The following is a 23,973-nucleotide window of genomic DNA, read 5'->3' as shown; positions in this document are numbered from 1 at the left end:
GTGTTGGTCTAGACCGCTCTGTTACCGTCGGCCCCGAGCGGTACCGGAACCGGAGTCGGCGGAAGGGGAGTGCGGTGGGCGCGAGTGGGAGTGGGTTGCGGGCGTATATCGGGTCCTTCACCGGGGCGGGTGGTGCAGGGATCACCGTCGCGGATGTCGACGACGAGACGGGCGCGCTGCGGATCCGGAACTCCACGGACGTGGTCGTCAACCCGTCCTGTCTGGTGCTCGCCCCCGGCGGGCGCGTGCTGTACGCGGTGAGCGAGACCGAGGAGGGGGCGGCCGCCGCGCTGGATGTCACGCAGGATCCACCCGCGCTGCTCGGTGAGCCCGTGCCGGTGCGGGGCGCGGCGCCCACCCATCTCGCGCTCGCCGGCGGGCAGCTGCTGACGGCCAACTACGGTTCCGGCAGCGTCACCGCGCTGCCGGTGCTGGCGGACGGCCGGCTCGGGGAGGCGGCGGGCGTGCTGCGGCATGAGGGCAGCGGACCGCATCCGGAGCGGCAGGAGGGGCCGCATGCCCATGCGGTGGCGCCCGATCCGTCGGGTGGCTGGCTGCTCGCCGTCGACCTGGGGATCGACGCGGTCCAGGTGTACGCACTGCCCGGGCCGCGTCCGCACCACGAGGTCCGGCTGCGCCCCGGGAGCGGCCCGCGCCATCTGGTGTTCCATCCGCGTGGCGACCGCGGGTATGTCATCAACGAGCTCGATCCGACGATCACGGCCTGCCGCTGGGACGCGTCGTCCGGCGTTCTCGAACCGCTGGGCGAGACCCGTCTGGTCCCCGACGGTACGGACGTCGAGACCTACCCCGCCGAGGTCGTGGCCTCCGGGGACGGCCGCTTCCTGTGGGCCGCCAACCGCGGTCACGACAGCATCGCGACGCTCGCCCTGGACGCGCCCGGCGACCGCATGGAGCTGGTCACCACCACGCCCTGTGGCGGCCACTGGCCCCGCGATCTGACGCTCGACCCGTCGGGCCGCCGGCTCTATGTGTCCAATGAGCGCTCTGGCGATGTCACCTGGTTCGACATCGACCCCTCGACGGGGGTGCCGCGTCGTGGTGGTTCGGTCCCGGCACCGGCGGCGTCCTGCGTGGTCTTCGGCTGACGTTCGCCGGGCGGATGCGGGCCCGGTGGCTACGGGGCCTCTCGGATACGAGCGGGGCGGTGACCTTGACGGTCGCCGCCCCCGCTTTCTCGTGCCGTGCTTCGCCGTGCGTGGTGTCAGCGCATCGCCGGCGATGCCTGCTGCAGCGTGATGCCCAGCGCCGCCGCGTACTTCGCCAGCACCAGCTTGCCCACGGCCGGGTAGTCGCCCAGCGCCTCGGCCGCCGCGCAGCCCGCCTCCTCGGCGGCCGCCGAGATCAGCTCGGCCGAGACCTCCGGACCGATGAGGTACGGCGCGAGGGCGAGTCGAGCGGAGCCGGCCGAGCGCAGCTGCTCGGAGACGCGGAAGACCGCCCCGTCCTCGTCCAGCGCGGCGGCCATCACCGGCACCGCGAGGCGCGCGGAGAGCAGCATGCCGGTGATGCCACCGGCCTGAGCCGCCTCCTCGCCGCCGACCGTGGCGAGGATGATGCCGTCCGCGGCGGTCGCGACCGTGAAGAGACGGGCGCGGTCGGCGCGGGCCAGGCCCGCCTCCGACAGACGTACGTGCAGGGCCTCGGCGAGCAGCGGATGGGGGCCGAGGACGTCGGTGAGTTCGGCCGCCGAGCCGCTGCTCATCACGGCCTGGCGTATCCGGCGCAACTGTGCGCTGTCCGGGCCCGCGAGCAGCGGGACCACGACGGCCGCCGGACCGTCCGTGGGGACCGTGGGGATGGACGGGACCTCGTCGACGACCTCGCCCGCGGCCTCGGCCGCGGCGATCGCCTCCGCCGCCTCGTCGGCGAGGGCCTTGGCGGCCTCGGCCGCCTGTCGCAGACGCTCGGGGTTCTCCTGGGCAGCACGGGTGAGCACGGCCTCGAGCTGCGGGTACTCCTGGCCGTCCCCGTCCAGGAAACCGATCTGAGCGTCGAGCCCGGGCATCTCGGAGCGGGCGATGCTCACCAGGTCCTCGGCAAGGCGCCGGGCCCCGTCACTCGGGGCACCCGGGACGGCCAGCACCAGCGGAGGTGCGCCGAGAGGCGCGGCGGCGGCCTCCGGTCGGCGGTGCCGTCCGGACTGGCGGGGACGCGGCATTCGTACAGGCAGGCCGGACGCGGGCCCTGTGGGGGAGCTCATGGCGCCGCATGTTAGTCGCTCCATGGGCTCGGCTGTTCGGGAGGGTGTGACTGGGGGTATCTGTCCTGCTTTGTCGACTGGTGTTGTGCGGTGATGTGCGCTCAGCGGCCATACTTGATCGAAGAATCGACCATGTGTCCGGAATTGCCGGTCATGGAATCCCATACTGGGCGCCCATGCTGAGCGCCCATAGGGGACGCCCGGGTCGGGGGCCAGGGGGCGGGGCTACGGGTTGGGGCTTCGCGACGGAGCCATGGGTTGAGGTCCGCGTCGGAGGCCCTGCGGCGTGCCCGTACGGGGAGTCGCTCAGACGATGCTGAGCAGCGCCGGGTCCCGGGGCAGCCGCAGTCCGTCCGACGCCAGCGCCGCCGCGACGCACAGCGCCCCGTCCAGCGGATCCCCGGCCGCCTCCGTGATCCCTGCCCCGGGCAGCCGCGCCGACAGTTCCTCGCGCACGGGCGTCAGCAGCGGCGCGCCCATACGGAACAGCCCGCCGGTGAGCGCCACTTCGCTCGACTCCAGCCGAGGGCAGACCGCCTCCGCGGCCTCGGCGATATGGCGGGCGGCTGCCCGCAGAATCGCCTCCGCGACCGGATCCTCGTCGGCGCACCGGCCTACCTCGGGAGCGAACGAGGCCAGGACGGCGGGGCGGTCGGGGCGCGGGTACAGCTGCCCCGGGAGCCCTGTGGCGGGGCCGAACATGGCCTCCAGGCGGGCCAGCAGCGGCTTCGAGCCGCCCTCGCGCCCGTCGTACGCGCGCATGGCCGCCTCCAGGCCCGCCCGGCCGATCCACGCACCGCCGCCGCAGTCGCCCAGCAGATGGCCCCAGCCGTCGGCGCGCCGCCAGCCGCCGGCGGCCCAGCGGGTGTCGCCGCCCGAGGCGCCCGTGGCCGAGGCGTCCGTACCGGATGCGCCGTGCGCGCCGGGCACGCCGGAATCGCCGCCCGTACCGCCCAGCCCACCGACGAAGCCCTCGGGCACCGCGCCCAGCGCGATCAGGCCCGTCCCCGCCGCGACCACCGCGCCGGGACGCTGTCCCAACGCCCCTGCGTAGGCGGTCACCGCGTCGGCCGCCAGGGCGAGACGCCGTACGCCGAAGGCGTCCGCCAGCGCGTCCGGAAGCCTGGCGCGCAGATCGTCGCCGAGTGTGGCCATGCCCGCCGCGCCGACACAGACCGCGCCGAGACGCCGGGCCCCGGCCTCGCTCAGCAGCTCCTGGGCGGCGGGCAGGACCCGCGCCAGCAGGCTCTCCGCGTCGATGCCCCGGTCGCCGACGGCGGCGGGCGTGGACGAGGACCAGGTCAGTGGCGAGGACCAAGTCGGCGCCGAGGACCAGGTCGGTGGCTGCCCCGCGGAGCCGCCGGGAGCGACTGCGCGTGCCACCGCCACCCGTACGCCGGAACCGCCCGAATCGATCCCGAGCACATGCGTCACCGCATCGCCGGGCACCGTGTCGCCCACCGGCTCAGCCGAATCCGCGCGAGTCCTGCTTGAGCGCGGTGTCCACGGTGAGGGCCGTGGCGATCACCAGGCTCAGCAGCGGATCGGCCAACTGGCGGTGGATCTGCAGCACATAGTTGTCCGCCGTCGTGAACATCGTCTTCGCCAGGCCCTCCCAGGTCTTGGTGATCCGGGCGACCTCGCTGTCCGTGTGGTCGACGATGGCGAAGTTCCAGGCCCGCCAGTTCTCCGCCTTGATGGCGCCGACCTGCTGGCCGTTGACGAGTATGCCGAAGTTGATCTTGCCGATGACGTTCTGCTGGACGATCTCGCCGACCGGCTGTCCGTCCGGGCGGGTCACCACCACCTTGGACTTGATGAACTTCGCGGGCCGGGTGAGCACCAGATGCGGCTGCCCGTTGGCGTCGCGGATCTCCAGCTTGTGCGTCATGAACTGGTCGAGACTCGAGACGAACCGTGCGACCTTCTTCAGCGTGCTCTGGCCGACCTGGACCACCGAACCGAGAGTGCGCCCCTGCTGGTCGAAGACGCCGTACTCATTGGTGAGCTCGATCAGCTTGGCCTTCTGGTTCACCACCAGCACCGGTTCGGTGAACAGCGTGCCGCCGCCGCCCATCGCCGGCCCCACATGCGCCTGCTGCTGCACCTGGTGCTGGACCTTGGCGGGGTTGGGGTTGGGCGGGGCTGCCTGCGTCGGAGGTGCCTGACCGGGCTGGCCCTGGTGCGTATGCGCGGTCCACTGGGCACCGTCCCACCAGCGCAGCTGGTTCGGCGTGCCCTGGGGGTCCGCGTACCAGCCCGCAGGGGTGTTCGGATGTGATGTCATGGCGGGCAGACTACCCGTCGCCCACCTGGAACGATGGGGTCAGGGAAGGCGCCAGTCCACGGGTTGGGCCCCCTGCTGTACGAGCAGGTCGTTGGCGCGGCTGAACGGACGTGAGCCGAAGAACCCCCGATCGGCGGACATGGGGGAGGGGTGCGCGGACTCGACCGCCGGAAGGCTGCCGAGCAGCGGCCGGACGTTGCGGGCGTCGCGGCCCCACAGGATGGACACCAGGGGGCGGCCGCGCCCGGCCAGCGCCCGGATGGCCTGCTCGGTGACGTCCTCCCAGCCCTTGCCGCGGTGCGCGGCGGGCCGGCGCGGGGCCGTGGTGAGCGCCTTGTTGAGCAGCAGGACGCCCTGCTGGGTCCAGGGCGTCAGATCGCCGTTGGACGGGCGCGGCAGACCGAGGTCGGTGTGCAGCTCGCGGTAGATGTTCTCCAGGCTGCCGGGAAGCGGCCGGACCTCGGGTGCCACCGAGAAGCTGAGCCCCACCGCGTGTCCCGGCGTCGGATACGGATCCTGACCCACGATCAGCACCTTCACCTCGTCGAAGGGCTGCTGGAAGGCGCGCAGCACATTCGGCCCGGCGGGCAGATAGGTACGGCCTGCCGCGATCTCGGCCCGCAGGAAGTCGCCCATCGCCGCGATGCGTTCCTCGACGGGCTCAAGTGCCTTGGCCCAGCCCGCTTCCACAATTTCATTCAAGGGTCGTGATGCCACACCGCGTCACTCTAGTGGCTCAGCGAGTGGCCGCGTGCCGCCTCGCGATCACTCTCGGCCGACCCTTCCCGGCCGATCACGCTCGCGAACACTTCAGCCGATCACGGCGGCCCGGACACACAGCACATCGGGAAGATGGCGGGCGATCTGCCGCCAGCTCTCGCCCTCGTCGGCGCTCGCGTACACCTCGCCGTTGCGATTGCCGAGGTAGACCCCGACCGGGTCGGCGTCATCGGTGCGCAGCGCGTCCCGCAGCACCACGCCGTAGTGGAGCTCGTCCGGCATCCCGGCGGAGCGCTCCTCCCAGGTGGCGCCCGCGTCCTCGGTGCGGAACACCCGGCAGCGGAAGCCCGGGGGGTAGCGGTCCGAGCCGTCGTTGACCGGGAAGACGTACGCGACGCCGCTGCGGCGCGGATGGACGGCGACCGCGAAGCCGAAGTCCGCCGGGAGGTCCTTGCCGATCTCGGCCCAGTGCGCCCCGCCGTCGTCGCTGCGGTACACCCCGCCGTGGTTCTGCAGATAGAGCCGGTCGAGGTCGACCGGGTCCCGGGCGACCTTGTGGACGCACTGCCCGAACTCCGGGTACTGATCCGGCAGGAAATCCGCCTTGAGCCCGCTGTTGGACGGCGCCCAGCTCTCCCCGCCGTCCGCGGAGCGGTACACCCCACCGGAGGACACGGCGACCATGAGCGCCCGCGGGTCCCTCGGATCGGGGACGACCGTGTGCACGGCCTGCCCGCCGAACCCCTCGCCCCACTCCGGCCGCTGCGGGTGGTCCCACAGGCCGCGGACGAACGCGAAGGTCTCCCCGCCGTCCTCGGAGCGGAACAGCGCGCCCGGCTGGGTGCCCGCGTAGACCACCTCCGGTTCGTCGGGCCCGGCGGGCTGAAGCTGCCACACCCGCTCCAGCGAGGTGCCGGTGCCCTCGGGGAACTTCACCGCGGGCTTGGCGGGCTCGTGCCAGCTGCCCCCGAGGTCGTCGGAGCGGAAGACCGAGGGGCCCCAGTGCGAACTGTCGGCACCGGCCAGCAGCCGGGGGCGGTCGCCCCGGGTGTCGATGCCGACGGAGTAGACCGCCTGCATGGGGAAGTGGGGGCCGGTGAAGTCCCAGCCCCCTCGGCCGCCGCGGCGGCCGAGGAAGAGACCCTTGCGGGTGCCGACGGCGAGCAGGACATCGTTCATGGCGGCTCATTCCTTGGAGTGCGGATGCGGGAAGGACGGCGGAACAAGCAGCGATCTGTCCGGCATCACAGAGTCTGCACCCGACCACTGACAACCGGAGGGAGCGCGTCCGCATATATCTGAGGGTTCTGCGTCGCCGCAGGTCATGGGTGCGCATGCGGGCAGGGATCAGGAGCGCTCGTACGAGAGGCTTCGTAATTTGACGATCGTCGTACTACGATGGTTACCGTACTACCGCGCGGTCCGGCCGGGCCCCGCGAGGAGAAACGGAGACGTTCATGAGTGCCCTCTTCGAGCCCTTCACCCTGCGGTCGCTGACCATCCCCAACCGCCTCTGGATGTCACCCATGTGCCAGTACAGCGCGGATGGGCCCGAGGGCGCCGGGGTCCCGCACGACTGGCACTTCGTCCACTACGGCGCCCGCGCCACCGGTGGCACCGGACTGATCCTGGTCGAGGCGACGGCCGTCTCCGCCGAGGGCCGCATCACCCCCGGAGACCTCGGCATCTGGAACGACACGCAGGTCGAGGCGTTCCGTAAGATCGTCGGCTTCCTCAAGGGGCAGGGCGCCGTCCCGGGCATCCAGCTCGCCCATGCCGGCCGTAAGGCGTCCACCGACGCCCCCTGGAGGGGCGGTGCGCCGCTCACCGCCGACCAGGGGAGCTGGCGGACTCTGGCGCCGAGCCCGATTCCGTTCGACGAGGGCCATCCGGTGCCGGAGGAGCTGTCCGTGGAGCGGATCGGCGAGATCACCCGCCAGTTCGCGGACGCCGCACGGCGCGCGCTCGCGGCCGGCTTCGAGGTGGCCGAGATCCATGGCGCCCATGGCTACCTCATCGCCGAGTTCCTCTCCCCGCACAGCAACCACCGCACCGACGGCTACGGCGGCTCCTTCGAGAACCGTGTCCGCTTCGCCCTGGAGGTCGTCGACGCGGTCCGCGAGGTCTGGCCGGAGGACCTGCCGCTGTTCTTCCGCATCTCGGCCACCGACTGGCTGGAGGAGAACGGCTGGACCCCGGAGGACACCGTCCGGCTCGCCGCTCTGCTGAAGGATCATGGCGTGGACCTTCTCGACGTCTCCAGCGGTGGCAACGCGGCCGGTGTGCGCATTCCGACGGGGCCGGGCTACCAGGTGCGGTTCGCCGAGCGGGTGCGCCGGGAGACCGGGCTGCCGGTCGCCGCGGTCGGGCTGATCACCGAGGCGGAGCAGGCCGAGAAGATCGTCACCAACGGTGAGGCGGACGCCGTCCTGCTGGGCCGCGAACTGCTCCGGGACCCCTACTTCGCCCGCCGCGCGGCGGGCGAACTGGGCGGCCAGGTACGCAATCCGGACCAGTACCACCGCGCGGTCCGGTAGAACGGATCGCCAGTGTTCCCTCCTGGCCCGAAGTAGTACGGCGATCGTCAAACTACACTGGGAGGTCACGGAACGAGGCGATGAGGAGCGGCCGTGCAGACGCAGACGACGTCGACCGGGCCCCAGCCACAGGCGACGGGGCGCTCGATGGAGCATCCACGGCGCGAGGCGATCCGCCTCGAGGATGTGCTGCACGCGCTCTCCGACCCCATGCGGATGCGGGTGGTGCGGACGCTCGCCGAGGAGTCCGCCGAGCTGACCTGCTCGGTCATCGACCTGCCGGTCAGCAAGTCCACCACCACCCACCACTTCCGGGTGCTGCGCGAATCCGGAGTGATCCATCAGATCTACCGGGGCACCGCCAAGATGAACGCGCTGCGCCGGGAGGACCTAGACGCGCTGTTCCCCGGTCTGCTCGACAGCGTCCTCGCCGCCGCGGCTCTCCAGGAGGGGCGCCTCGGCGGCGACCGGGGCTGAAGCCCGCCCGCCCGGCAGGTGGTTGAAGAGCAGATTGAGCGCGATCGCGGTGACGCACCCGGCGCTGATCCCGCTGTCCATCACCGTCTGGAACCAGTTCGGGAACTCCTTGTAGATCCCCGGCACGCCGACCGGCAGCAACCCCACGGCGACCGACACCGCGACCACGGTGAGGTTGTGGTTGTCCCGGAAGTCCACCGCGGCCAGCGTGCGCAGCCCGCTCGCCGCGACCGTACCGAACATCACCAGACCCGCCCCGCCCAGCACCGGGGCCGGGATCGCCGCCACCACCGCGCCCAGCTTCGGGGCCAGCCCGAGCAGCACCAGCATGCCGCCCGCGGCCGCCACCACCCAGCGGCTGCGTACCCGGGTCATCCCCACCAGGCCGACGTTCTGCGCGAAGGCGGTGTACGGGAAGGTGTTGAAGACCCCGCCGAGCACGGTCGCGGCGCCGTCCGCGCGCAGTCCGTCCGCCAGCCGCCGCCTGTCGACCGGGCGCCCGGTCATCTCGCCCACCGCGATGAAGTCGCCCGTGGTCTCGGTCATCGTCACCAGCGCGACGACCAGCATGGACACCACGGCGGGCGTCTCGAACGTGGGGGAGCCGAAATGGAACGGGGTGGAGACACCGACCCAGTCGGAATCGCCCACCCCGGAGAAGTCGGTGAAGCCCAGCGGTATCGCGGCCGCCGTTCCGGCCACGATCCCCACCAGCACCGCGACCCGGCTCAGGAAGCCGGGCGCGAAGCGCTGCACGGCCAGGACCACGACCAGTACTCCGCCGGCCAGGCCCAGGTTCTTCGGCGCACCGAAGTCCGCCGCGCCCTGGCCGCCCGCGGCCCAGTTGCCCGCGACCGGCAGCAGCGAAAGGCCGATGATCAGTATCACCGTGCCGGTCACCAGCGGCGGGAAGAACCGCAGCAGCCGCCCGAAGACCGGCGCCAGCAGGATCATCGCCACCCCGGCCACGATCACCGAACCGTAGATCGCGCGCAGCCCGCCGCCCTCCGTGCCGATCAGCACCATCGGGGTGACCGCCGCGAAGGTGCAGCCCTGCATGATCGGCAGCCGGACGCCGAATCGCCACAGCCCCACGCACTGCAGGACCGTGGCGATACCGCACAGCAGCAGATCAGCGTTGATGAGATACGCCAGATCGGCGGGCGACAGCTTCATCGCGCCACCGACGATCAGCGGCACGGCCACCGCGCCCGCGTACATGGCCAGCACATGCTGCAGTCCGAAGGCGGCGAGCCGGCCGGGCGGTGGCACCTCGTCCACGGGGTGACGTAGGGGCACGGGATGGCGTACGGACGTCATGGCGGCTCCTCGCGCGGCGACGGGATGGGCGACGGAATCAGCGACGGAATGAGCGACGGATCAAGGTGACGCGACCGTAGAAGGCTTAAACAATCTGTTGATTTCAGGGGTGTTGCCGTCCTGTGTCAACCCCTCTGACAGCGCGGACCCGGGGACCGCCGACGAAGCCCGACCGGCGCCCCGCCCGGTTCATTCCTGCTCGCGCGCCGCGCCCAGCAGCCCCGTCCAGTCCGGAATCTTCACCTTCGTACGCCCCAGCGCCTCCCCGAGCGCCTCCTCGGCCGCCTCGATCCGCAGCCAGCCGGTCCACTCCACCGGCTCCACCCCCGCCTCGCGCAGCGCCCGCAGCGGATCCGCCACCACAGGCCGGGCGGCGAGCGCCTCCGCGTCGGTCAGCAGCGAGGCCACGGTCTCCTTCGCGCACGGCCGGTTGGTGCCGATCACCCCGGTCGGCCCGCGCTTGATCCACCCCGCCACGTACTCCCCGGGCGAGGGCTCGCCGCCGCGCAGCACCCGCCCCGCCGCGTTGGGAACCGTGCCGCGCTCCTCGTCGAACGGCAGCCCCGGCAGCGGCACACCCCGGTAACCCACCGACCGCAGCACCAGCGGCGCCTCGATGTCCTCGAAGACCCCGGTGCCCGCGACCCCGCCGCGCCCGTCCGGCGCGGTCCGCTCGAAGCGCACCGCGCGCACCGCGCCCTCGCCCAGCAGCGCCACCGGCCGCAGGAAGAACCGCAGATGGATCCGGCGCGGCCGGCCCACGGGCGCGCGCCGCGCCCAGTCGCGCAGCACCTCGACATTGCGCCGGTTGACCCCCGGCAGCCCCGAGGGATCCTCGTACCCCGGGTCCAGCGCCAGCTCCTCGGGGCGCACCAGCACCTCGGCGCCGGTCAGCGAGCCCAGCTCACGCAGCTCCTTGGTGGTGAACTTCGCCTGCGACGGCCCGCGCCTGCCGACCATATGGATGTCCGAGACCCGGCTCTGCGACAGTGCCCCGAGGGCGGCGTGCGGCACGTCGGTGGGCCGCAGCTCCTCCGCCCCGCGGGCCAGGATGCGCGCCACGTCCACCGCGACATTGCCCACCCCGACGACCACGGCGGAGTCCGCCCCGAGCGCGAAGGCGTCGCCGGTCGCGTCGGGATGGGCGCTGTACCAGGAGACGAAGTCGGTCGCCGAGAAGCTGCCCGGCAGATCCTCGCCGGGAACGCCGAGCCGCCGGTCGGTCGCCGCCCCCACGCAGTAGACCACCGCGTGGTAGAGCTCCAGCAGCCGCTCGGGCACCAGCGGGGGCGGGCCCACACGCACATGGCCGAGAAAGCTGACCCGGGGATGCTCCAGGACCGCGCGCAGCGTGTGCTGCAGCGACTTGATCTTCTCGTGGTCGGGCGCGACACCGTAGCGCACCAGCCCATACGGACAGGGCAGCCGGTCCAGCACATGCACCGACACCTCGGGGACAGCCTGCTGCTGGACGAGCGCTTGGGCGGCGTACACCCCGCTCGGCCCGGATCCGACGACCGCGACACGAAGCACGAAGGAGCCCCTTTCGCAGGATGCCTCCAGCATCCCACCCGGCGGGGCGCCGTGTCCGGCACTACGCGCCGGGGGACCGGCCCCGATGACGCCTCCCGGCCACCGGTCCACGGGCCCGCGACCGCGCCGCGAGCCCGGCTCGGCGAGACCCGGACCCAACGGCCCCGCACGGCCGCGTACGTCCTTCTACGAGAGCCGCCGACGAGTGTGAGATCCACCTACGGCTCTCTGCCTACGACATCTGCAGCATCCGCCGGATCTCGCTGCTCTGCTGCGCGATGACATCGCCCGCCATCTCCTCCACCCGGATGTTGTTCCCCTGGGCCAGCACATCGGTGGCCATGGAGACCGCGCCCCGGTGATGGGCGATCATCAGCTTGAGGAAGAGCGCGTCGAAGTCGGCGCCCTCGGCGTCGCGCAGCCGCTTGAGCTCGGCCGCGGTGGCCATCCCCGGCATCCTCGCGTCATGGCCCTCATGGGCGCTGGCGTCGCCCTTCGGCGCGCCGCCGTTGGTCTTCTGCCAGGCGCGCATCGCCTCGATCTCCGGCTTCTGCCCGGCCGCGATGCGCTCCGCGAGCCGCTCGACCTTCGCCGACTCGGCCCGGTCACTCGCGAGATCGGTCATCACCAGGGCCTGTGCGTGGTGCTCGATCATCATGCGGACGTAGGAGCGGTCGGCCGTGTTGGGGGAGTCGTCGTCCCCCGCCTTCGCCGCCTCCTCGGCCGACAGCTTCTTCGCCGCCTCGCCGGGCTTGCCCGGCGCGATCACCGCGGGCTTCCCGTCCTCGCCCTTTCCGGCGTCGGCCCCGCCGTCGCTCTCCGCGTCACAGCCGGTCAGGACGAGTGCCAGGGCAGCCGCCACGGCGGCCGCGAGGGATGCGGTGTGGAGCGTCGTACGGCGGTTCAACACCGTGGCCTCCTGGGGCGCTTGGGATCCGCAGACCGTCTTAGCACGTCAGCGGTGCGACTGTGGCGGGCGTGTTGGGAAATTCTCTTTACGAACATGTTGCTACCTGTTGTGGTGTACATGGATAGAGCGATACTTCCCCCGGTCCGTCAACTGTTCAACTCCGAACGGGGACGGCGACAAAGGGAGGACGCAGTGAAGCCGTGGGAAAGACCTCCGCAGCGGCGCAGATATCTCGGCGCGGCCGCGGCCGCCTTCGGTCTGGTGGCCACCTTGCTGGCCGCGGGCCCGGCGGCCGCGACGCCCGACCCCGGTGACGCCCCGCACAAGGAGCGGGTGACGAAGGGGCAGCAGTCCGAAGCCAGGGCCGCCATCGAGAACGGCGACATCCCCGGGGTGGACCAGGTGGTCCACAGCGACAATGTCAGCCACCTCACCAACATCCCCAAGCAGGACCTCAAGGGCATCGACACCGACCTGGCCTTCCAGGGCAAGTACGCCTTCGCGGGCAACTACGACGGCTTTGTCATCTATGACATCAGCAGGCCGAAGAGCCCGAAGATCGTGAGCCAGGTGCTCTGCCCGGGCTCGCAGAACGATGTGTCGGTCTCAGGAGACCTGCTCTTCCTCTCCACCGACTCCTCGCGCAGCGACAACTCCTGCACCAGCACCACCCAGCCCGCGACCGAGAAGTCCTCCTGGGAGGGGATGAAGGTCTTCGACATCAGCGACAAGCGGAACCCCCAGTACGTCGCCGCCGTCGAGACCTCCTGCGGTTCGCACACCCACACCCTGGTGCCCGAGCGCAACGACGTGTACATCTACGTCTCCTCGTACGCGCCCAGCGCCACCTTCCCGGACTGCCAGCCCCCGCATGACGGCATCTCCGTCATCAAGGTGCCCCGTAAGGCGCCCGAGAAGGCCGCGGTCATCGACTTCCCCGTGCTCTTCCCGGACGGCGGCAACCCCGGCGGGCCCACCAACCCCGGCGTCTCGCAGACCACCGGCTGCCATGACCTCACCACGTTCCCCAAGCTGAAGCTGGCGGCGGGCGCGTGCATGGGCGACGGCGTCCTGCTCAACATCGCCGACCCCGCGAAGCCGAGGGTCATCGACCGGGTCGAGGACAACGTCAACTTCGCCTTCTGGCACTCGGCGACCTTCAACGAGCGCGGCACCAAGGTCGTGTTCACCGATGAGCTGGGCGGCGGCGTGGCCGCGACCTGCAACACCGAGGTGGGTCAGAACCGCGGCGCCGACGGCATCTACGACATCGTCGGCAAGGGCGACAAGCGCAAGCTGGTCTTCCGGAGCTACTACAAGATCCCGCGCCACCAGGCGGACACCGAGAACTGCGTCGCCCACAACGGCTCGCTGATCCCGGCCAAGGGCCGCGACATCATGGTCCAGGCGTGGTACCAGGGCGGCGTCTCCGTCTGGGACTTCACCAACTCCGACAAGCCCAGGGAGATCGGCTACTTCGAGCGCGGGCCGCTCTCCAGCGACACGCTCATCACCGGCGGCTCCTGGTCCGCGTACTACTACAACGGCTACATCTACTCCAACGACATCGACAAGGGCTTCGACGTCCTGAAGATCCACGACCGGCGCACCGACAGCGCCGCGTCGGTCCGGCTGCGTGAGCTCAACGCGCAGACGCAGCCCGACTACCGCTGAGCGCTCGTCAGTTCACCCCAGCGTGGCTCCCGTCGGGCGGCTCATCGCCCGGCGGGAGGCCGAGCTGCCAGTCGAGTCCGTAGCGGTGGAACAGCTCCGCCCGCAGCCGCTCGGGCGGCATCGGCGCCCCCGGCAGCAGCACCGCGACCACCGCGCCCATCAGCAGGGCGCGCAGCAGCCGGTAGTCGGTCTCGGGGTCCTCGGAGCCGTACCGGGTGACGGTGTCCCGCAGCAGACCGGCCAGCCGCTGCTGCTCGGGGCACTGGATGAAGCCCTCGGCCGTGAGGATCCCCGCCATATGCGTCCGCATCAGCCGCGGCCGGTCCCGGGCCAGCCCCAGGATCGCGTCGATCGCCCGCGCCATCAGCTCCCGCCCGGTCTCCTCGCCCTCCGGACGCGGCTCCCGCTCGAGCCCCCGGGCCAGCTCCATGTGCATCAGCCGGTGGACGGCCGTCTGCAGCAGCTGCCGCTTGCCCGGGAAGTAGTACGAGACCAGGCCGCGGGCCGCCCCGGCCCGGTCGGCGATATCGGCGAGGGTGGTCGCCTCGTAGCCGTGCTCGTCGACCAGCTCGACCGTCGCCTCCAGCAGACGGGTCTGGGATCGGCGGCGCAACTCCTCATTGACCGACGGGCTTCGGGGGACCATGCTGTAACTCCTGCGTTGGCTGGCTGTCAGCCAATATACTCAGGCGACGTTTGGTTGTCCGCCGATCCTTGAGGGCGGCCGCATGTCTCCGCCGGTTCGGGCGACACGGGGGATCGCCCGAACCGGTCGGTTCGCCCCGCGGGATCCCTTTCGGGCTTCGTCCTGAGGGGCCTAGAGGGTCGTGGTGGCGTCCGGCAGCAGGCCGAGAACCGCGCGCAGGTCGTCCGGACGCTGGTCCACCGGGAGATGGTCCACCAGCTGGACCCGGCAGCCCAGGGCCGCCGCTCCCGCGTCCGCCCGGCGGTCGTCGCCCACCATCACCGCGTCGCGCGGGTCCACTCCCAGCGCGTCGCACGCGGCCCGGAACAGCCGCGGGTCCGGCTTCTGGACCCCGTGCTCGTACGACAGCACATAGGCGTCCACCAGCGGGTCCAGACCGTGTGCGCGGAAGACCGGCCGCAGATCCCAGCCGATGTTGCTGACCACCGCCATCCGCACCCCGCGCCGGCGCAACTCGCCCAGCACCTCGGGGGCGTCCGGGTAGGGCCGCCAGGCCGCGGGCTCCATATGGCGGTCATAGAGGGCGTCGTACAACTCGGGACGGGGCAGCGGCACCTCGCGGGCCATACCGGTGAAGGCGGCCCGGTGCAGCTCGGCGCTGCGGTCCCGGACGGCCCACACCTCCTCCAGGTGCGGCGGCACCGTGAGCGGCGGGGCGCCGCCGGGCAGCGCACCTGCCTCCTCCAGGCCCCGCGCGTACCGTACGACCTCCTCGTCCGGGACCGGGGTCCCGCTCCGCTCCAGCACGGTACGGAGCCAGGACTCGGTGGACTCGATCCGGAACAGCGTCCCGGAGAAGTCGAACAACGCGCCCTTGACGGTCACAGTTCACGCTCCCTCGTCTCTGATGCGGCCAGGAGCCAGGACTTCCGGCATCGTATGCCGCGGGTCCGGCCCCGGGGTCGGTCCACGGCGCACCCGTTTCGGCGTGGGGCGACCCGTTCGCACCGGCACGGGGACCGGCGCGGTACATGGCCGGTGCGGCGAGGCCGGCCGCGACCGAGGGAGGCGCGCATGCCGGATCCGGACTTGCTGCTGGTCCGCCAACGGCTCGGCGTCTGGTGGACCGACGGCGAGGACACCCTGAGGGCCTTCGCACAGGCGTCGGCAGAACGGCTAGGACAGCCAGCGCGGAGCCGCGTCGGCGCCGTCCTCGGGGCTGCTGTTGAAGGCGATGGCCGCGTCCGTAGCCCAGCGGACATAGCCGTCGGGACGGATGAGCAGGGCGGCGGCGCCCATATCGTCGGCGCAGGTGGCGCGGACGAGGTCGACGCGTGGCGGGAGCGGGAGGTCGGCCGGGACGGCCCCGGCCAGGTCGAGCAGGACGGCGTGCCCGGAGCCGAACAGCGTCGACAGCCGGGTGGGGCCGGTTGCGGTGACCAGGTCGGCGTTCGGCATGCGCTGTCCGGTGAGCGGGTGATCCCCGGGCAGGTCGTAGCGCAGTGAGAGACCCGACATCAGCCCCGCGAGATGGCGGTTGGTGTCGGGCAGGCGCAGCAGGTCGGTGACGATGTCGCGCAAGGCGGCCACGTCCTCACTCGGGTTCGGACTCGCCAGGACGCGCTGCGCCGAGGTGTGGTGCAGGACCTGGGCCGCGACCGGATGCCGCTCGGTGTGGTAGCTGTCCAGCAACCCGCTCGGCGCCCGGTCCTGGAGGACCGCGGCCAGTTTCCACCCGAGGTTGAGCGCGTCCTGTACGCCGAGGTTGAGGCCCTGGCCGCCCAGCGGCGGGTGGATGTGCGCGGCGTCCCCGGCGAACAGGACACGGCCCGTACGGTAGTGCTCCAGTTGTCGCGTGGCGTCGGAGAACCGCGAGGAGTTGTCCACGGCGCCGAGGGTGGTCTCGGGGCCGTACACGGCCTCCAGCGCGGCCGCGATCTCCTCGTGGGTGACGGAGGTGTCGCGGGCGGTGTCCGCCTGGTCCGCGTGCCCGAAGGTGAACCGGTACCGGTCGCCGCCGAGAGGGACCAGCATGGACCAGTAGCCGCCCGCATGGCGGGTCAGGGTGCTCATATGCCCCATCTGCCGCGGCACCAGCGAGGAAACGGCGGACAGCCGGATATCGGCCAGCACCGCCTGATGCGTTCCGGCCCGGCCGGGGAACGGCAGCCCGAGCAGTTTTCGCACCGTGCTGTGGCCGCCGTCGCACGCCACCAGATAGTGAGCCCGCGCCCGCAGGCCGTCCGCCGTGACGACCACACCGTCGTCGTCCTGCGCGACCTTTGAGACGGCGGCGCCGCGCAGGACCCGCGCGCCGACGGCGGTCGCCCGCTCTTCGAGCACCTCCTCGATCTCCCACTGAGGGATCCCGATCGGGAAGGGGTGCTCGGTCCGCCACGGGGCGCAGTCCAAGGGCACGGGCAGGGCCCCGAAATGGCCGCCCACCGGATCACGCGCGATGGCCCGCCGCAGCAGCGGCTCCAGCAGGCCGCGGGAGTCCAGCAGCTCGGCGGTGCGGGGCTGAATCGTGCCGCCTTTCACCTGCTGGATCCGCTGGGGCAGCTTCTCCAGCACCAGGGTCTCGACCCCGGCCAGCGCCAGTTCGTACGCCAGCATCAGTCCGGTCGGGCCCGCGCCCGCCACAACGACCTCGGTCGTGCTCTCCGTCAACACCGTTACTCCATCTCAGCTCAACGCTCCGACTCGGCTCACTCGGGGTAAATGTACACCGGGTGCAGAAATTCACCAGGGGCAGTTTTCTGCTACGGTGGACGCCGTGGACGGCAAGCCAGGGCTACGGGAACGAAAGAAGCAGCGGACCCACGCGGCGATCTCCGACGCGGCGATCACGCTGTTTCTCGAACACGGCTTCAACCAGGTCTCGGTGGCCCAGGTGGCCGAGGCGGCCGAGGTGTCCAAGCGCACCCTCTTCGCCTACTTCCCGACGAAGGAAGACCTCGTGGTGCACCGCCTGGCCGACCATGAGACCGAATCCGCACGCGTCGTACGGGCCCGCCCGCCCGGCACCGCCCCGCTGACCGCACTGCGTGAGCACTTCCTCAAGGGGCTGCGCGAGCGGGATCCGATCACCGGGCTCAACGACCATCCCGCGGTGCGCAGGCTCCACCGCATGATCCTCGACGCCCCTTCGCTGGTGGCCCGGATGGCACGGTTCAAGACCGGCGCCGAGCACGCACTGACTGAGGCACTGCGGGAAACGGCGGACACTCCGGAACTCACCGCGCGGCTGGCCGCCGTCCAAATCGTCGCGGTCCACTGGGCGCTGGCGCAGGACAACGCCGAACGCCTGGCGTTCGGGGAGCCGGCCGACGAGCGCTATGCGGGTGCGGTGGCCGACACGGAACACGCCTTCGCCCTGCTGGAGAACGGATTGCGGCAGCTGCCCCCGCAGCCGTGACTCTCCAGGTCCCCGGTCGCCGAGGGCAGGTCAGACGCCGCGTGTGTCGGGGGTGCTGTACGCGGCGCGCCACCCGGCGGGCGGCAGACCGGCCTGGCGCCGGAAGAACGTGGTGAAGTTGCCGACGTCCCGGAAGCCGAGGCGTCGGGCGCAGCCGCTGACCGGCAGATCGGTGTGGGCGAGCAGCCGTTTCGCCTCCAGCAGGATGCGCTGGTCGAGGAAGGTCTTGGCGCCCGTGCCGGTGGCGGCACGCGTGGCCCGGGTGAGGGTGCGTACGTCGTAGCCCAATGCCCGCGCGTAGTCAGCCACATGGTGCCACTCGGTGAAGCGCTCTTCGACGGTGGTCCGATAGGCGCGGAACACTTCGGTAGGTCGGCTGCCGGGGCTTGCCGCGCCGGTCGGGGGCGGTGTGTCGGGGAGTGCGCGCAGGATCAGTGCCGCCAGCAGGTGGGAGAGCAGATGCCAGGCGTGGTGTGTGTACCGCTGTGCTGTGTTCGCGGCCGAGATGCTCGGCCGCGAACAGGGCGAGGGACAGGCGCTGCTGATCCAGATGCCAGCACGCAGGGGTGCTGGCCTCCGACGCGGTGAAGCCGGAAAGGAAGCCGGGCCGGAAGAGGACCAGCGGGCCGTCGCAGGCGTCGATGTCGCTCCAGCGGTGCACCATGCCCGGCCGGATCCACACGGCGCTGCCTTCCCCCAGCCGGTAGTCGTGGAAGTCCGCTTCGTGGCTGCCGGTTCCGGAGCCGACCAGAGCGAACACATGGAAGTCGGGGCGTTGCGGCTGGGTGCGACGGCGCTGGGTGTCCATCGAACGCAGCGCGGCGAAATCTAGGACCTCCACCCCGTACGCCGATCCCACGGCAGGCAGGTAGCGCAGTTGCCGCACCGCACTGTGTCCGTTTTCCACAATGAACGTGTTCCTTTCCGCCAGGCAGTGGACACCCTCTCGCCTACGGTCGATTCCGAGCCTGACCGACAGGTCAGGTTACTGGTTCAGAGCCGCGGCAGAACGACGGAGTCGCTTTCCGCGGCCGACAGGGAAGGCGCGAAGATGACCGAAACGACAATGACAGTTCCGGTGGCGGGCGGGTCGCTCGACGTGCGAGTCGGCGGCGACACCGGCCCGACGCTGGTGTTCGCCCACTACTGGGGCGGCTCCGCCGACACCTGGAACGGTGTGATCGGCCACCTGCCGCCCGGGCAGGCGACGGTCCGCTTCGACCAGCGCGGCTGGGGCACCTCGCGGGCGTTGCCCGGGCCCTATCACCTCGACCAGCTCGCCGACGATCTCGTCCGGGTGATCGAGGCGCGTGTGTCGGGGCCGTTCGTCCTCGTCGGTCACTCGATGGGCGGCAAGGCGAGCCAGCTCGTCGCGGCCCGCCGACCGGTCGGCCTGGCCGGCCTGGTGCTCGTCGCGCCCGCGCCGCCCCAGCCGCCCGCCATGGTGACCGAGGAGTACCGGCAGGGCCTGTCACACGCCTACGACTCGGCCGAGACGGTGGCGTACGCCCTCGACCATGTTCTGACCGCCACGCCGCTGCCCGAGACGGTGCGGGCCACCGCGGAGCGCGACAGCCTCGCCGCCGGTGCCGAGGCCCGGCAGGAGTGGCCCCTGCGCGGAATCGCGCGGGATGTCACCGATGCCGCACGGCGTATCGAGGTCCCGGTGACGGTGCTGACCGCGGAGAACGACGTGGTGGAGCCGCCGCACGTGGTGCGCGAACACCTCCTGCCCCACATCCCGCACGCGACCCTGAAGACTGTCCCTGACGCCGGCCACCTGCTCCCCGCGGAAGCCCCCGGCGCCGTCGCGAAAGCACTCGGAGACTTCCTCACGGCCATTCAGCGCTGACCGGGTCGCTCGGGGGAAGCCGGGCCGCTCGGTGTACTGCGCCGTCCTGGCCGTCGCCGCCCACCTCGTCCGCCGCACCGCGTCCGGCCCGCCCGGGCGCTGTGCCCATTGTGGAGCGATCTTGTGAGACTCGGACGCGTTCGTGAACCTCACCTGCCGCCGACTCGTCATCCAGGGTCGGAGCACCCGGATGTCTTCGCAACGGAGCGAAGGCACCGCGTGTCCAACCGCCCCACGAAGAATGGACAAGCGCACCATGGGTCGACACCGACGAATAACCCAGCCTCCCCGGAGCACCCTGGCGACAAGAGCGGCGCTGGCCGCAGGGGTGCTCGTGCCGACGATCGCCTCGGTGGGGTCGGCCCACGCCGCCACCCCGCAGGCGGCGATCTGCACCTCGGACCGGCCGGAACTCGCCGACAAGCTCTCCGAGGACATCAACTCGGCACTGGACGGCTCCGCCGCCACCACGGCGATCAGCCTCCACGACCGCACCACGAACACCACCTGCACGGTGGATGCCGACCGGCACTTCGACTCCGCGAGCACGGTCAAGGTGACCGTGCTCAGCACCCTGCTGTGGGACGCGCAGCAGGACGATCGCGCGCTGACGCAGGAGGAGAAGGACCGTGCCACCGCCATGATCACCGAGTCCGACAACGACGCCACCACCGCGCTGTGGAGGCAGCTCGGGGCGGACAAGATCAACGGATTTCTGCAGGCCGCGGGGATGACCAACACCGTCCTCGACAGCGAGGGCCACTGGGGGCTCACCCAGATCACCGCGAACGACGAGGAAAAGCTCCTCCAACTGGTGACCCACACCAACCCGGTGCTCAGCGATGACTCCCGCGCCTACATCCTGAAGCTGACCTCCGAGGTCATCCCCTCACAGCGCTGGGGCACCCCGGCCGGTGCGCCGGGCGACGCCCAGGTGCATGTGAAGAACGGCTGGCTGGAGCGGGCCACGAACGGCTGGCGTGTGCACAGTCTCGGCGCGTTCACCGGCGGCGACCACGACTACACGATCACGGTGCTCTCGCAGGACAACGCCACGATGGACGACGGCATCGCCAACATCGAGGGCATCGCCCGCGCGGTCCACGAGGACCTCAACGCGCCGGTGTCCGGCGCTCAGCCGTAAGCAGCTCGCTCGCCGGCCGGGGTCTCCTTCTCGCGAGCCCCGGCTGGGGGCCCGAGTCTGGAGCGAACGTCCCGCCATCTGTTTGTATGTCCCCTGGATGGCGCGATTCAGGAGGTGGCGGACACGTGGTGTCCACGGAGAGTGTTCTCACGTTCGCGGCGATGTCGCTCTTGGTGATCGTGATTCCGGGGCCGAGTGTGCTGTTCGTGGTCGGCAGGGCCCTGGCGCACGGCCGCCGCACGGCCCTCGCGACGGTCCTCGGCAATGTGATCGGCTGCTATGCCGTGGTGGTCGCCGTGGCGTGGGGACTCGGCGCGCTGGTGCAGAGTTCGGTGGCGCTGTTCGTCGGCGTGAAGCTGGCAGGAGCGGCGTATCTCGTCCACCTGGGGGTGCAGGCGTTCCGGCACCGCGGGGAGATGCGTGTGGCGAACATGGACGCTCCGGCCGAAGAGCGGCGCGGTGATCTGCGTTCGATTCTGGACGGCATGGTGGTGGGTGTCACCAACCCGAAGGGCATCGTCTTCTTCGCGGCGGTGCTACCGCAGTTCGTCGACCACTCGGCGGGGCGTCTTCCCGTCCAGATGATGGTGTTGGGCCTGGTCCCGGTCACCATCGGCCTGGTGACGGACACCCTGTGGGGACTGGGCGCCTCGGCGGCCCGCTCCTGGTTCGCCCGCTCGGACCGCCGCCTGTCGATGGTCGGCGGGGCGGGCGGCCTCGCGATGATCGGCCTGGGCGTGACGGTGGCGGCGACCGGCCGCGCCGACTGAGGACCGCCCGGGGGAACCTCGGGGGCGAGGCCGACCGGCCGCGTCAGGGCCACAGCAACTCGTGCCGCCCGTCGTCGATGTCCTTGACGATCAGGACCCGGCTGGACGGCATCCCCGCCGCGTCGACCGTGCAGAGGCTCATCGCGTGCGGCTCCTGCTGGCCCGTCGCGCCCGCCGCGAGAATCCAGTCACCGACCAGGGGCAGGGGGTTGTCCGGCACGTCGTGGTCCTGGACGTGGGCGGTGCCCACGTCGGCGAAGACCGGAATCGACCTGAGTCTGTCGCGCATCGTCTCGCGCATGTGCGGGGTACCTCTCCCAGTGGCCAATCCGGTTGTCGAGAAACGATCCAGCAGCCTACCGTCGGGTCCATGGCGGACGACGAACCCACGCGCGCGGCACGGTTGATGGACGCCCAGGCGAAGGCCGTGCGGCTCTTCGCGGAGATCGAGCAGCGCGGGCTGGTGGCGCCGGGCGAGGGGGAGCGGGCGGTCAGCGACCGGATCCGGGATCTGGCGAACGAGATGTTCGGTACGACCCGGCACTGGCACAAGCGGATCGTGCGCTCGGGACCGAACACGCTCCTGCCGTACCGGGAGAACCCGCCGGACCGTGTGATCGGCACGGACGACATCGTGTTCGCCGACCTGGGGCCGATCTTCGAAGAGTACGAGGCCGACTTCGGCCGGACCTTCGTCCTCGGCGAGGACCCGGTCAAGCGGCGGCTGCGGGACGATCTGCCCACGGTCTTCGACGCGGGCAAGCGGTTCTTCGAGAGCGACCCGGAGATCACCGGGAAGCGGTTGCACGCCGAGGTGGAGCGGCTGGCCGCCGAGGCCGGATGGGAGCTGGGCGGCTGGCACGCCGGCCATCTGGTCGGGGAGTTCCCGCACGAGACGATCGACGGCGCGCACGTGGAGTCGTACATCACGCCCGACAACGACACCCCGCTGCGGCGCACCGACAAGGCCGGACGCCGCTGCCACTGGATCCTGGAGATCCACCTCGTCGACCGGGAACGGGAGTTCGGCGGCTTCTACGAGGAACTGCTCACCCTGGGCTGATCCGCCTGTCCCGGTGCCGGTGGCCGGTCGGCCCGATGCGGGCGGCGGGGCAGCAGTGTCACCGCGAGGGCCGGGACGGCGGCGAGGACGAGCCAGGGCGCGGCGGGCGGCAGGCCCAGGTCGAGCAGGGAGCCGGAGCGGGGACAGGCGCTTCCAGGTGCGCTCGCGCGGCGACTTCGGGGTCGGCGTGGTCCGGGCGGCCCGGCCGGTCAGTGCGCGGCGGATCAGGTCCGTCATGGGGTGTCGTCCGGGAGGGAGCCGAGGCTGATGCGCATCGCTTGCATCAGCACAGCGTAGGCAACAAGCGCGGGGCTCCTGCCCCGGGCGGCTGTCATCGGGCCACGCCTGTGGTGCCCGGTGGCGCCGGCCACGAGCTGATCGAGGAGCGGACCGTGTTCCAGCAGGGCCGGCTGGGTGGCGAGTCGCCCCGGAGCGGTGGTCCGGCGGCCGGGCGGTGGGCAGGCTCAGTCACATCGGGAACGAGCCGAGCGGCGCGGGGAAGCCGGTGTAAGGCTCCTGCCCCCTTGCGTGTCTGCGGCTACGCTCGTTGTCGTGATGAATCGGTGGAAAGGCCACGTCATCCGTCATCCGCTCTGGGGCGCGGTGGAGTTGACCTTCGCATGGCATGCGTTGCTGCTGCTGTTCGCCGAGGTGATCCTGCCCCCGCTGGCGCCCTCGTGGTATCCGGATCTCGGCGCCACCCTGGTCAACGCCGTCTGTGCCGCGGGAGTGTGGCTCGTCCTGTGGCGGTGGGGCTGGCTGCGCGTCTCCGCGGTGGCCGTACTCGGCCGTCCACACCGCTGGTGGCTGGCCGCACCGATGCTGCTCATCGCCTGTTCGTACGCCGTGGCCGGCCTCGACGGCAGTGCGACGGTCGTCGTCAGCGGCCTGGTGTCGCTGCTGTGGGTCGGCATCAATGAGGAGATCTACAGCCGGGGCCTCGTCCAGCAGGCCCTCAACCCGCTCGGCCCGATCCGCGCGGCCCTCGGCGTCGCCGTCTTATTCGGAACAGGGCATATCCAGAACTTCCTGTTCTTCGGTGACCCGCTCGACGACACGCTGTGGCAGATGCTGTCCGCCGGTCTCTTCGGCTTCACCTGTGCCGGTCTGCGCTACGCGATCGGCTCGGTCTGGCCGATGGTCCTCGTCCATGGACTCGACGACTTCTTCCAGATTCGCTCCCCGGGCTCGGCCCCGGACTGGTGGCAGGCGAGTGTGCTCGTCTTCCAGGCCGCGTACGGCGTGTGGCTGCTGCGCCGCTACGGCGCCGAAGGCGCCCAGTCGTCAGCCGAGGCCATTTGCTCCAGCCCCAGCCCCAGCTCCGGTCACAGCCCCAGTCCCAGCCCCGACGAGCGTCCCGGGGGAGACAGCCGGGCGAGAGCCTGAAATCCATTCGCC

General features: G+C 71.3%; 22 protein-coding genes and 1 pseudogene. 10 read left to right on the top strand and 13 right to left on the bottom strand.

Annotated elements, in window-relative coordinates; translation table 11 throughout:
- The first annotated feature begins 74 nt into the window (after positions 1-74).
- Positions 75-1,109, top strand: coding sequence for a lactonase family protein (locus AS97_RS06695; protein WP_059149365.1), 1,035 nt, complete (start codon positions 75-77; stop codon positions 1,107-1,109).
- Positions 1,110-1,225: 116 nt separating this feature from the next.
- On the opposite strand, the gene AS97_RS06690 is transcribed toward AS97_RS06695, so the two are convergent.
- The 5 genes from AS97_RS06690 to AS97_RS06670 all read right to left on the bottom strand — a co-directional run bounded on the left by AS97_RS06690 (position 1,226) and on the right by AS97_RS06670 (position 6,410).
- Positions 1,226-2,224 (bottom strand): hypothetical protein, encoded by a 999-nt coding sequence (locus AS97_RS06690; protein ID WP_079059947.1) that lies wholly within the window; start codon positions 2,222-2,224, stop codon positions 1,226-1,228.
- A gap of 306 nt (positions 2,225-2,530) precedes the next feature.
- Positions 2,531-3,685, bottom strand: coding sequence for a BadF/BadG/BcrA/BcrD ATPase family protein (locus AS97_RS06685; protein ID WP_247204252.1), 1,155 nt, complete (start codon positions 3,683-3,685; stop codon positions 2,531-2,533).
- Between the two features lie 4 nt (positions 3,686-3,689).
- On the bottom strand, positions 3,690-4,511 hold the full coding sequence (locus AS97_RS06680) for a phospholipid scramblase-related protein (RefSeq protein ID WP_086711207.1): 822 nt from the start codon (positions 4,509-4,511) through the stop codon (positions 3,690-3,692).
- Positions 4,512-4,550: 39 nt separating this feature from the next.
- A complete protein-coding gene (locus AS97_RS06675) occupies positions 4,551-5,228 on the bottom strand; it encodes a uracil-DNA glycosylase (RefSeq protein WP_059149368.1) in 678 nt (225 codons plus the stop codon).
- Between the two features lie 93 nt (positions 5,229-5,321).
- Positions 5,322-6,410: an exo-alpha-sialidase gene (locus tag AS97_RS06670; protein WP_125757821.1), complete on the bottom strand. Its 1,089-nt coding sequence runs from the start codon at positions 6,408-6,410 to the stop codon at positions 5,322-5,324.
- Between the two features lie 278 nt (positions 6,411-6,688).
- Between AS97_RS06670 and AS97_RS06665 the strand changes: the two genes are divergently transcribed.
- Positions 6,689-7,768 (top strand): NADH:flavin oxidoreductase/NADH oxidase, encoded by a 1,080-nt coding sequence (locus AS97_RS06665; RefSeq protein WP_059149369.1) that lies wholly within the window; start codon positions 6,689-6,691, stop codon positions 7,766-7,768.
- A gap of 147 nt (positions 7,769-7,915) precedes the next feature.
- Positions 7,916-8,245: a helix-turn-helix domain-containing protein gene (locus AS97_RS06660; protein WP_185929830.1), complete on the top strand. Its 330-nt coding sequence runs from the start codon at positions 7,916-7,918 to the stop codon at positions 8,243-8,245.
- On the opposite strand, the gene AS97_RS06655 is transcribed toward AS97_RS06660, so the two are convergent.
- The 3 genes from AS97_RS06655 to AS97_RS06645 all read right to left on the bottom strand — a co-directional run bounded on the left by AS97_RS06655 (position 8,159) and on the right by AS97_RS06645 (position 12,008).
- The gene (locus tag AS97_RS06655; protein WP_210564506.1) at positions 8,159-9,565 is read right to left on the bottom strand and encodes a nucleobase:cation symporter-2 family protein; all 1,407 of its coding nucleotides are present in this window, start codon (positions 9,563-9,565) and stop codon (positions 8,159-8,161) included. The two genes, AS97_RS06660 and AS97_RS06655, sit on opposite strands and share 87 nt — an antisense overlap.
- A gap of 189 nt (positions 9,566-9,754) precedes the next feature.
- A complete protein-coding gene (locus AS97_RS06650) occupies positions 9,755-11,098 on the bottom strand; it encodes an FAD-dependent oxidoreductase (protein WP_059149418.1) in 1,344 nt (447 codons plus the stop codon).
- Positions 11,099-11,330: 232 nt separating this feature from the next.
- On the bottom strand, positions 11,331-12,008 hold the full coding sequence (locus AS97_RS06645; protein WP_125757825.1) for a DUF305 domain-containing protein: 678 nt from the start codon (positions 12,006-12,008) through the stop codon (positions 11,331-11,333).
- Between the two features lie 192 nt (positions 12,009-12,200).
- Between AS97_RS06645 and AS97_RS06640 the strand changes: the two genes are divergently transcribed.
- On the top strand, positions 12,201-13,682 hold the full coding sequence (locus AS97_RS06640) for a hypothetical protein (RefSeq protein WP_086706155.1): 1,482 nt from the start codon (positions 12,201-12,203) through the stop codon (positions 13,680-13,682).
- A 7-nt stretch (positions 13,683-13,689) separates the two neighbouring features.
- On the opposite strand, the gene AS97_RS06635 is transcribed toward AS97_RS06640, so the two are convergent.
- The 3 genes from AS97_RS06635 to AS97_RS06625 all read right to left on the bottom strand — a co-directional run bounded on the left by AS97_RS06635 (position 13,690) and on the right by AS97_RS06625 (position 17,001).
- Entirely contained in the window at positions 13,690-14,328 is a 639-nt protein-coding gene (locus tag AS97_RS06635) for a TetR/AcrR family transcriptional regulator (RefSeq protein WP_210564505.1), read from the bottom strand.
- A 171-nt stretch (positions 14,329-14,499) separates the two neighbouring features.
- Complete coding sequence (locus AS97_RS06630) at positions 14,500-15,213, bottom strand: HAD family hydrolase (protein ID WP_210564504.1); 714 nt, start codon at positions 15,211-15,213, stop codon at positions 14,500-14,502.
- Positions 15,214-15,504: 291 nt separating this feature from the next.
- Positions 15,505-17,001: an FAD-dependent monooxygenase gene (locus AS97_RS06625; RefSeq protein WP_086706158.1), complete on the bottom strand. Its 1,497-nt coding sequence runs from the start codon at positions 16,999-17,001 to the stop codon at positions 15,505-15,507.
- 103 nt (positions 17,002-17,104) lie between these two features.
- Between AS97_RS06625 and AS97_RS06620 the strand changes: the two genes are divergently transcribed.
- Positions 17,105-17,746 carry a TetR/AcrR family transcriptional regulator gene (locus tag AS97_RS06620; protein WP_197049313.1) on the top strand — a complete coding sequence of 214 codons (642 nt, stop codon included), beginning with the start codon at positions 17,105-17,107 and terminating at the stop codon, positions 17,744-17,746.
- Between the two features lie 30 nt (positions 17,747-17,776).
- Here the strand turns inward: AS97_RS06620 and AS97_RS06615 are convergent.
- A pseudogene (locus AS97_RS06615) lies at positions 17,777-18,653 on the bottom strand (helix-turn-helix transcriptional regulator).
- Positions 18,654-18,797: 144 nt separating this feature from the next.
- On the opposite strand from AS97_RS06615, the gene AS97_RS06610 reads away from it, so the two are divergent.
- The 3 genes from AS97_RS06610 (at position 18,798) to AS97_RS06600 (ending at position 21,512) form a co-directional block, all read left to right on the top strand.
- Positions 18,798-19,598 (top strand): alpha/beta hydrolase, encoded by an 801-nt coding sequence (locus tag AS97_RS06610; RefSeq protein ID WP_210564503.1) that lies wholly within the window; start codon positions 18,798-18,800, stop codon positions 19,596-19,598.
- A gap of 256 nt (positions 19,599-19,854) precedes the next feature.
- A complete protein-coding gene (locus tag AS97_RS06605; protein ID WP_059149419.1) occupies positions 19,855-20,742 on the top strand; it encodes a serine hydrolase in 888 nt (295 codons plus the stop codon).
- Positions 20,743-20,867: 125 nt separating this feature from the next.
- The gene (locus AS97_RS06600; protein WP_059149380.1) at positions 20,868-21,512 is read left to right on the top strand and encodes a LysE family translocator; all 645 of its coding nucleotides are present in this window, start codon (positions 20,868-20,870) and stop codon (positions 21,510-21,512) included.
- A 43-nt stretch (positions 21,513-21,555) separates the two neighbouring features.
- Here the strand turns inward: AS97_RS06600 and AS97_RS06595 are convergent, their stop codons facing one another.
- Positions 21,556-21,813 (bottom strand): hypothetical protein, encoded by a 258-nt coding sequence (locus AS97_RS06595; RefSeq protein WP_059149381.1) that lies wholly within the window; start codon positions 21,811-21,813, stop codon positions 21,556-21,558.
- Positions 21,814-21,882: 69 nt separating this feature from the next.
- On the opposite strand from AS97_RS06595, the gene AS97_RS06590 reads away from it, so the two are divergent.
- Together AS97_RS06590 and AS97_RS06585 are read left to right on the top strand one after the other, a co-directional pair.
- Complete coding sequence (locus AS97_RS06590) at positions 21,883-22,575, top strand: M24 family metallopeptidase (RefSeq protein ID WP_059149382.1); 693 nt, start codon at positions 21,883-21,885, stop codon at positions 22,573-22,575.
- Between the two features lie 555 nt (positions 22,576-23,130).
- Positions 23,131-23,961 (top strand): CPBP family intramembrane glutamic endopeptidase, encoded by an 831-nt coding sequence (locus AS97_RS06585; RefSeq protein WP_210564502.1) that lies wholly within the window; start codon positions 23,131-23,133, stop codon positions 23,959-23,961.
- Positions 23,962-23,973 lie beyond the last annotated feature (12 nt).

Origin of the sequence: Streptomyces sp. AgN23, from assembly GCF_001598115.1 — a bacterium.
Taxonomy (GTDB): Bacteria; Actinomycetota; Actinomycetes; order Streptomycetales; family Streptomycetaceae; genus Streptomyces; species Streptomyces antimycoticus.
This window is presented reverse-complemented; position numbering and strand designations above follow the sequence as displayed.

What these genes read in the sequence shown, in the direction of transcription:
- AS97_RS06595 (WP_059149381.1), bottom strand. Translation starts at nt 21,813, where the DNA reads ATGCGCGAGACGATGCGCGACAGACTCAGGTCGATTCCGGTCTTCGCC.
- AS97_RS06655 (WP_210564506.1), bottom strand. Translation starts at nt 9,565, where the DNA reads ATGACGTCCGTACGCCATCCCGTGCCCCTACGTCACCCCGTGGACGAG.
- AS97_RS06670 (WP_125757821.1), bottom strand. Translation starts at nt 6,410, where the DNA reads ATGAACGATGTCCTGCTCGCCGTCGGCACCCGCAAGGGTCTCTTCCTC.
- AS97_RS06585 (WP_210564502.1), top strand. Translation starts at nt 23,131, where the DNA reads ATGAATCGGTGGAAAGGCCACGTCATCCGTCATCCGCTCTGGGGCGCG.
- AS97_RS06610 (WP_210564503.1), top strand. Translation starts at nt 18,798, where the DNA reads ATGACCGAAACGACAATGACAGTTCCGGTGGCGGGCGGGTCGCTCGAC.
- AS97_RS06690 (WP_079059947.1), bottom strand. Translation starts at nt 2,224, where the DNA reads ATGAGCTCCCCCACAGGGCCCGCGTCCGGCCTGCCTGTACGAATGCCG.
- AS97_RS06635 (WP_210564505.1), bottom strand. Translation starts at nt 14,328, where the DNA reads ATGGTCCCCCGAAGCCCGTCGGTCAATGAGGAGTTGCGCCGCCGATCC.
- AS97_RS06665 (WP_059149369.1), top strand. Translation starts at nt 6,689, where the DNA reads ATGAGTGCCCTCTTCGAGCCCTTCACCCTGCGGTCGCTGACCATCCCC.
- AS97_RS06660 (WP_185929830.1), top strand. Translation starts at nt 7,916, where the DNA reads ATGGAGCATCCACGGCGCGAGGCGATCCGCCTCGAGGATGTGCTGCAC.
- AS97_RS06605 (WP_059149419.1), top strand. Translation starts at nt 19,855, where the DNA reads ATGGGTCGACACCGACGAATAACCCAGCCTCCCCGGAGCACCCTGGCG.
- AS97_RS06680 (WP_086711207.1), bottom strand. Translation starts at nt 4,511, where the DNA reads ATGACATCACATCCGAACACCCCTGCGGGCTGGTACGCGGACCCCCAG.
- AS97_RS06590 (WP_059149382.1), top strand. Translation starts at nt 21,883, where the DNA reads ATGGCGGACGACGAACCCACGCGCGCGGCACGGTTGATGGACGCCCAG.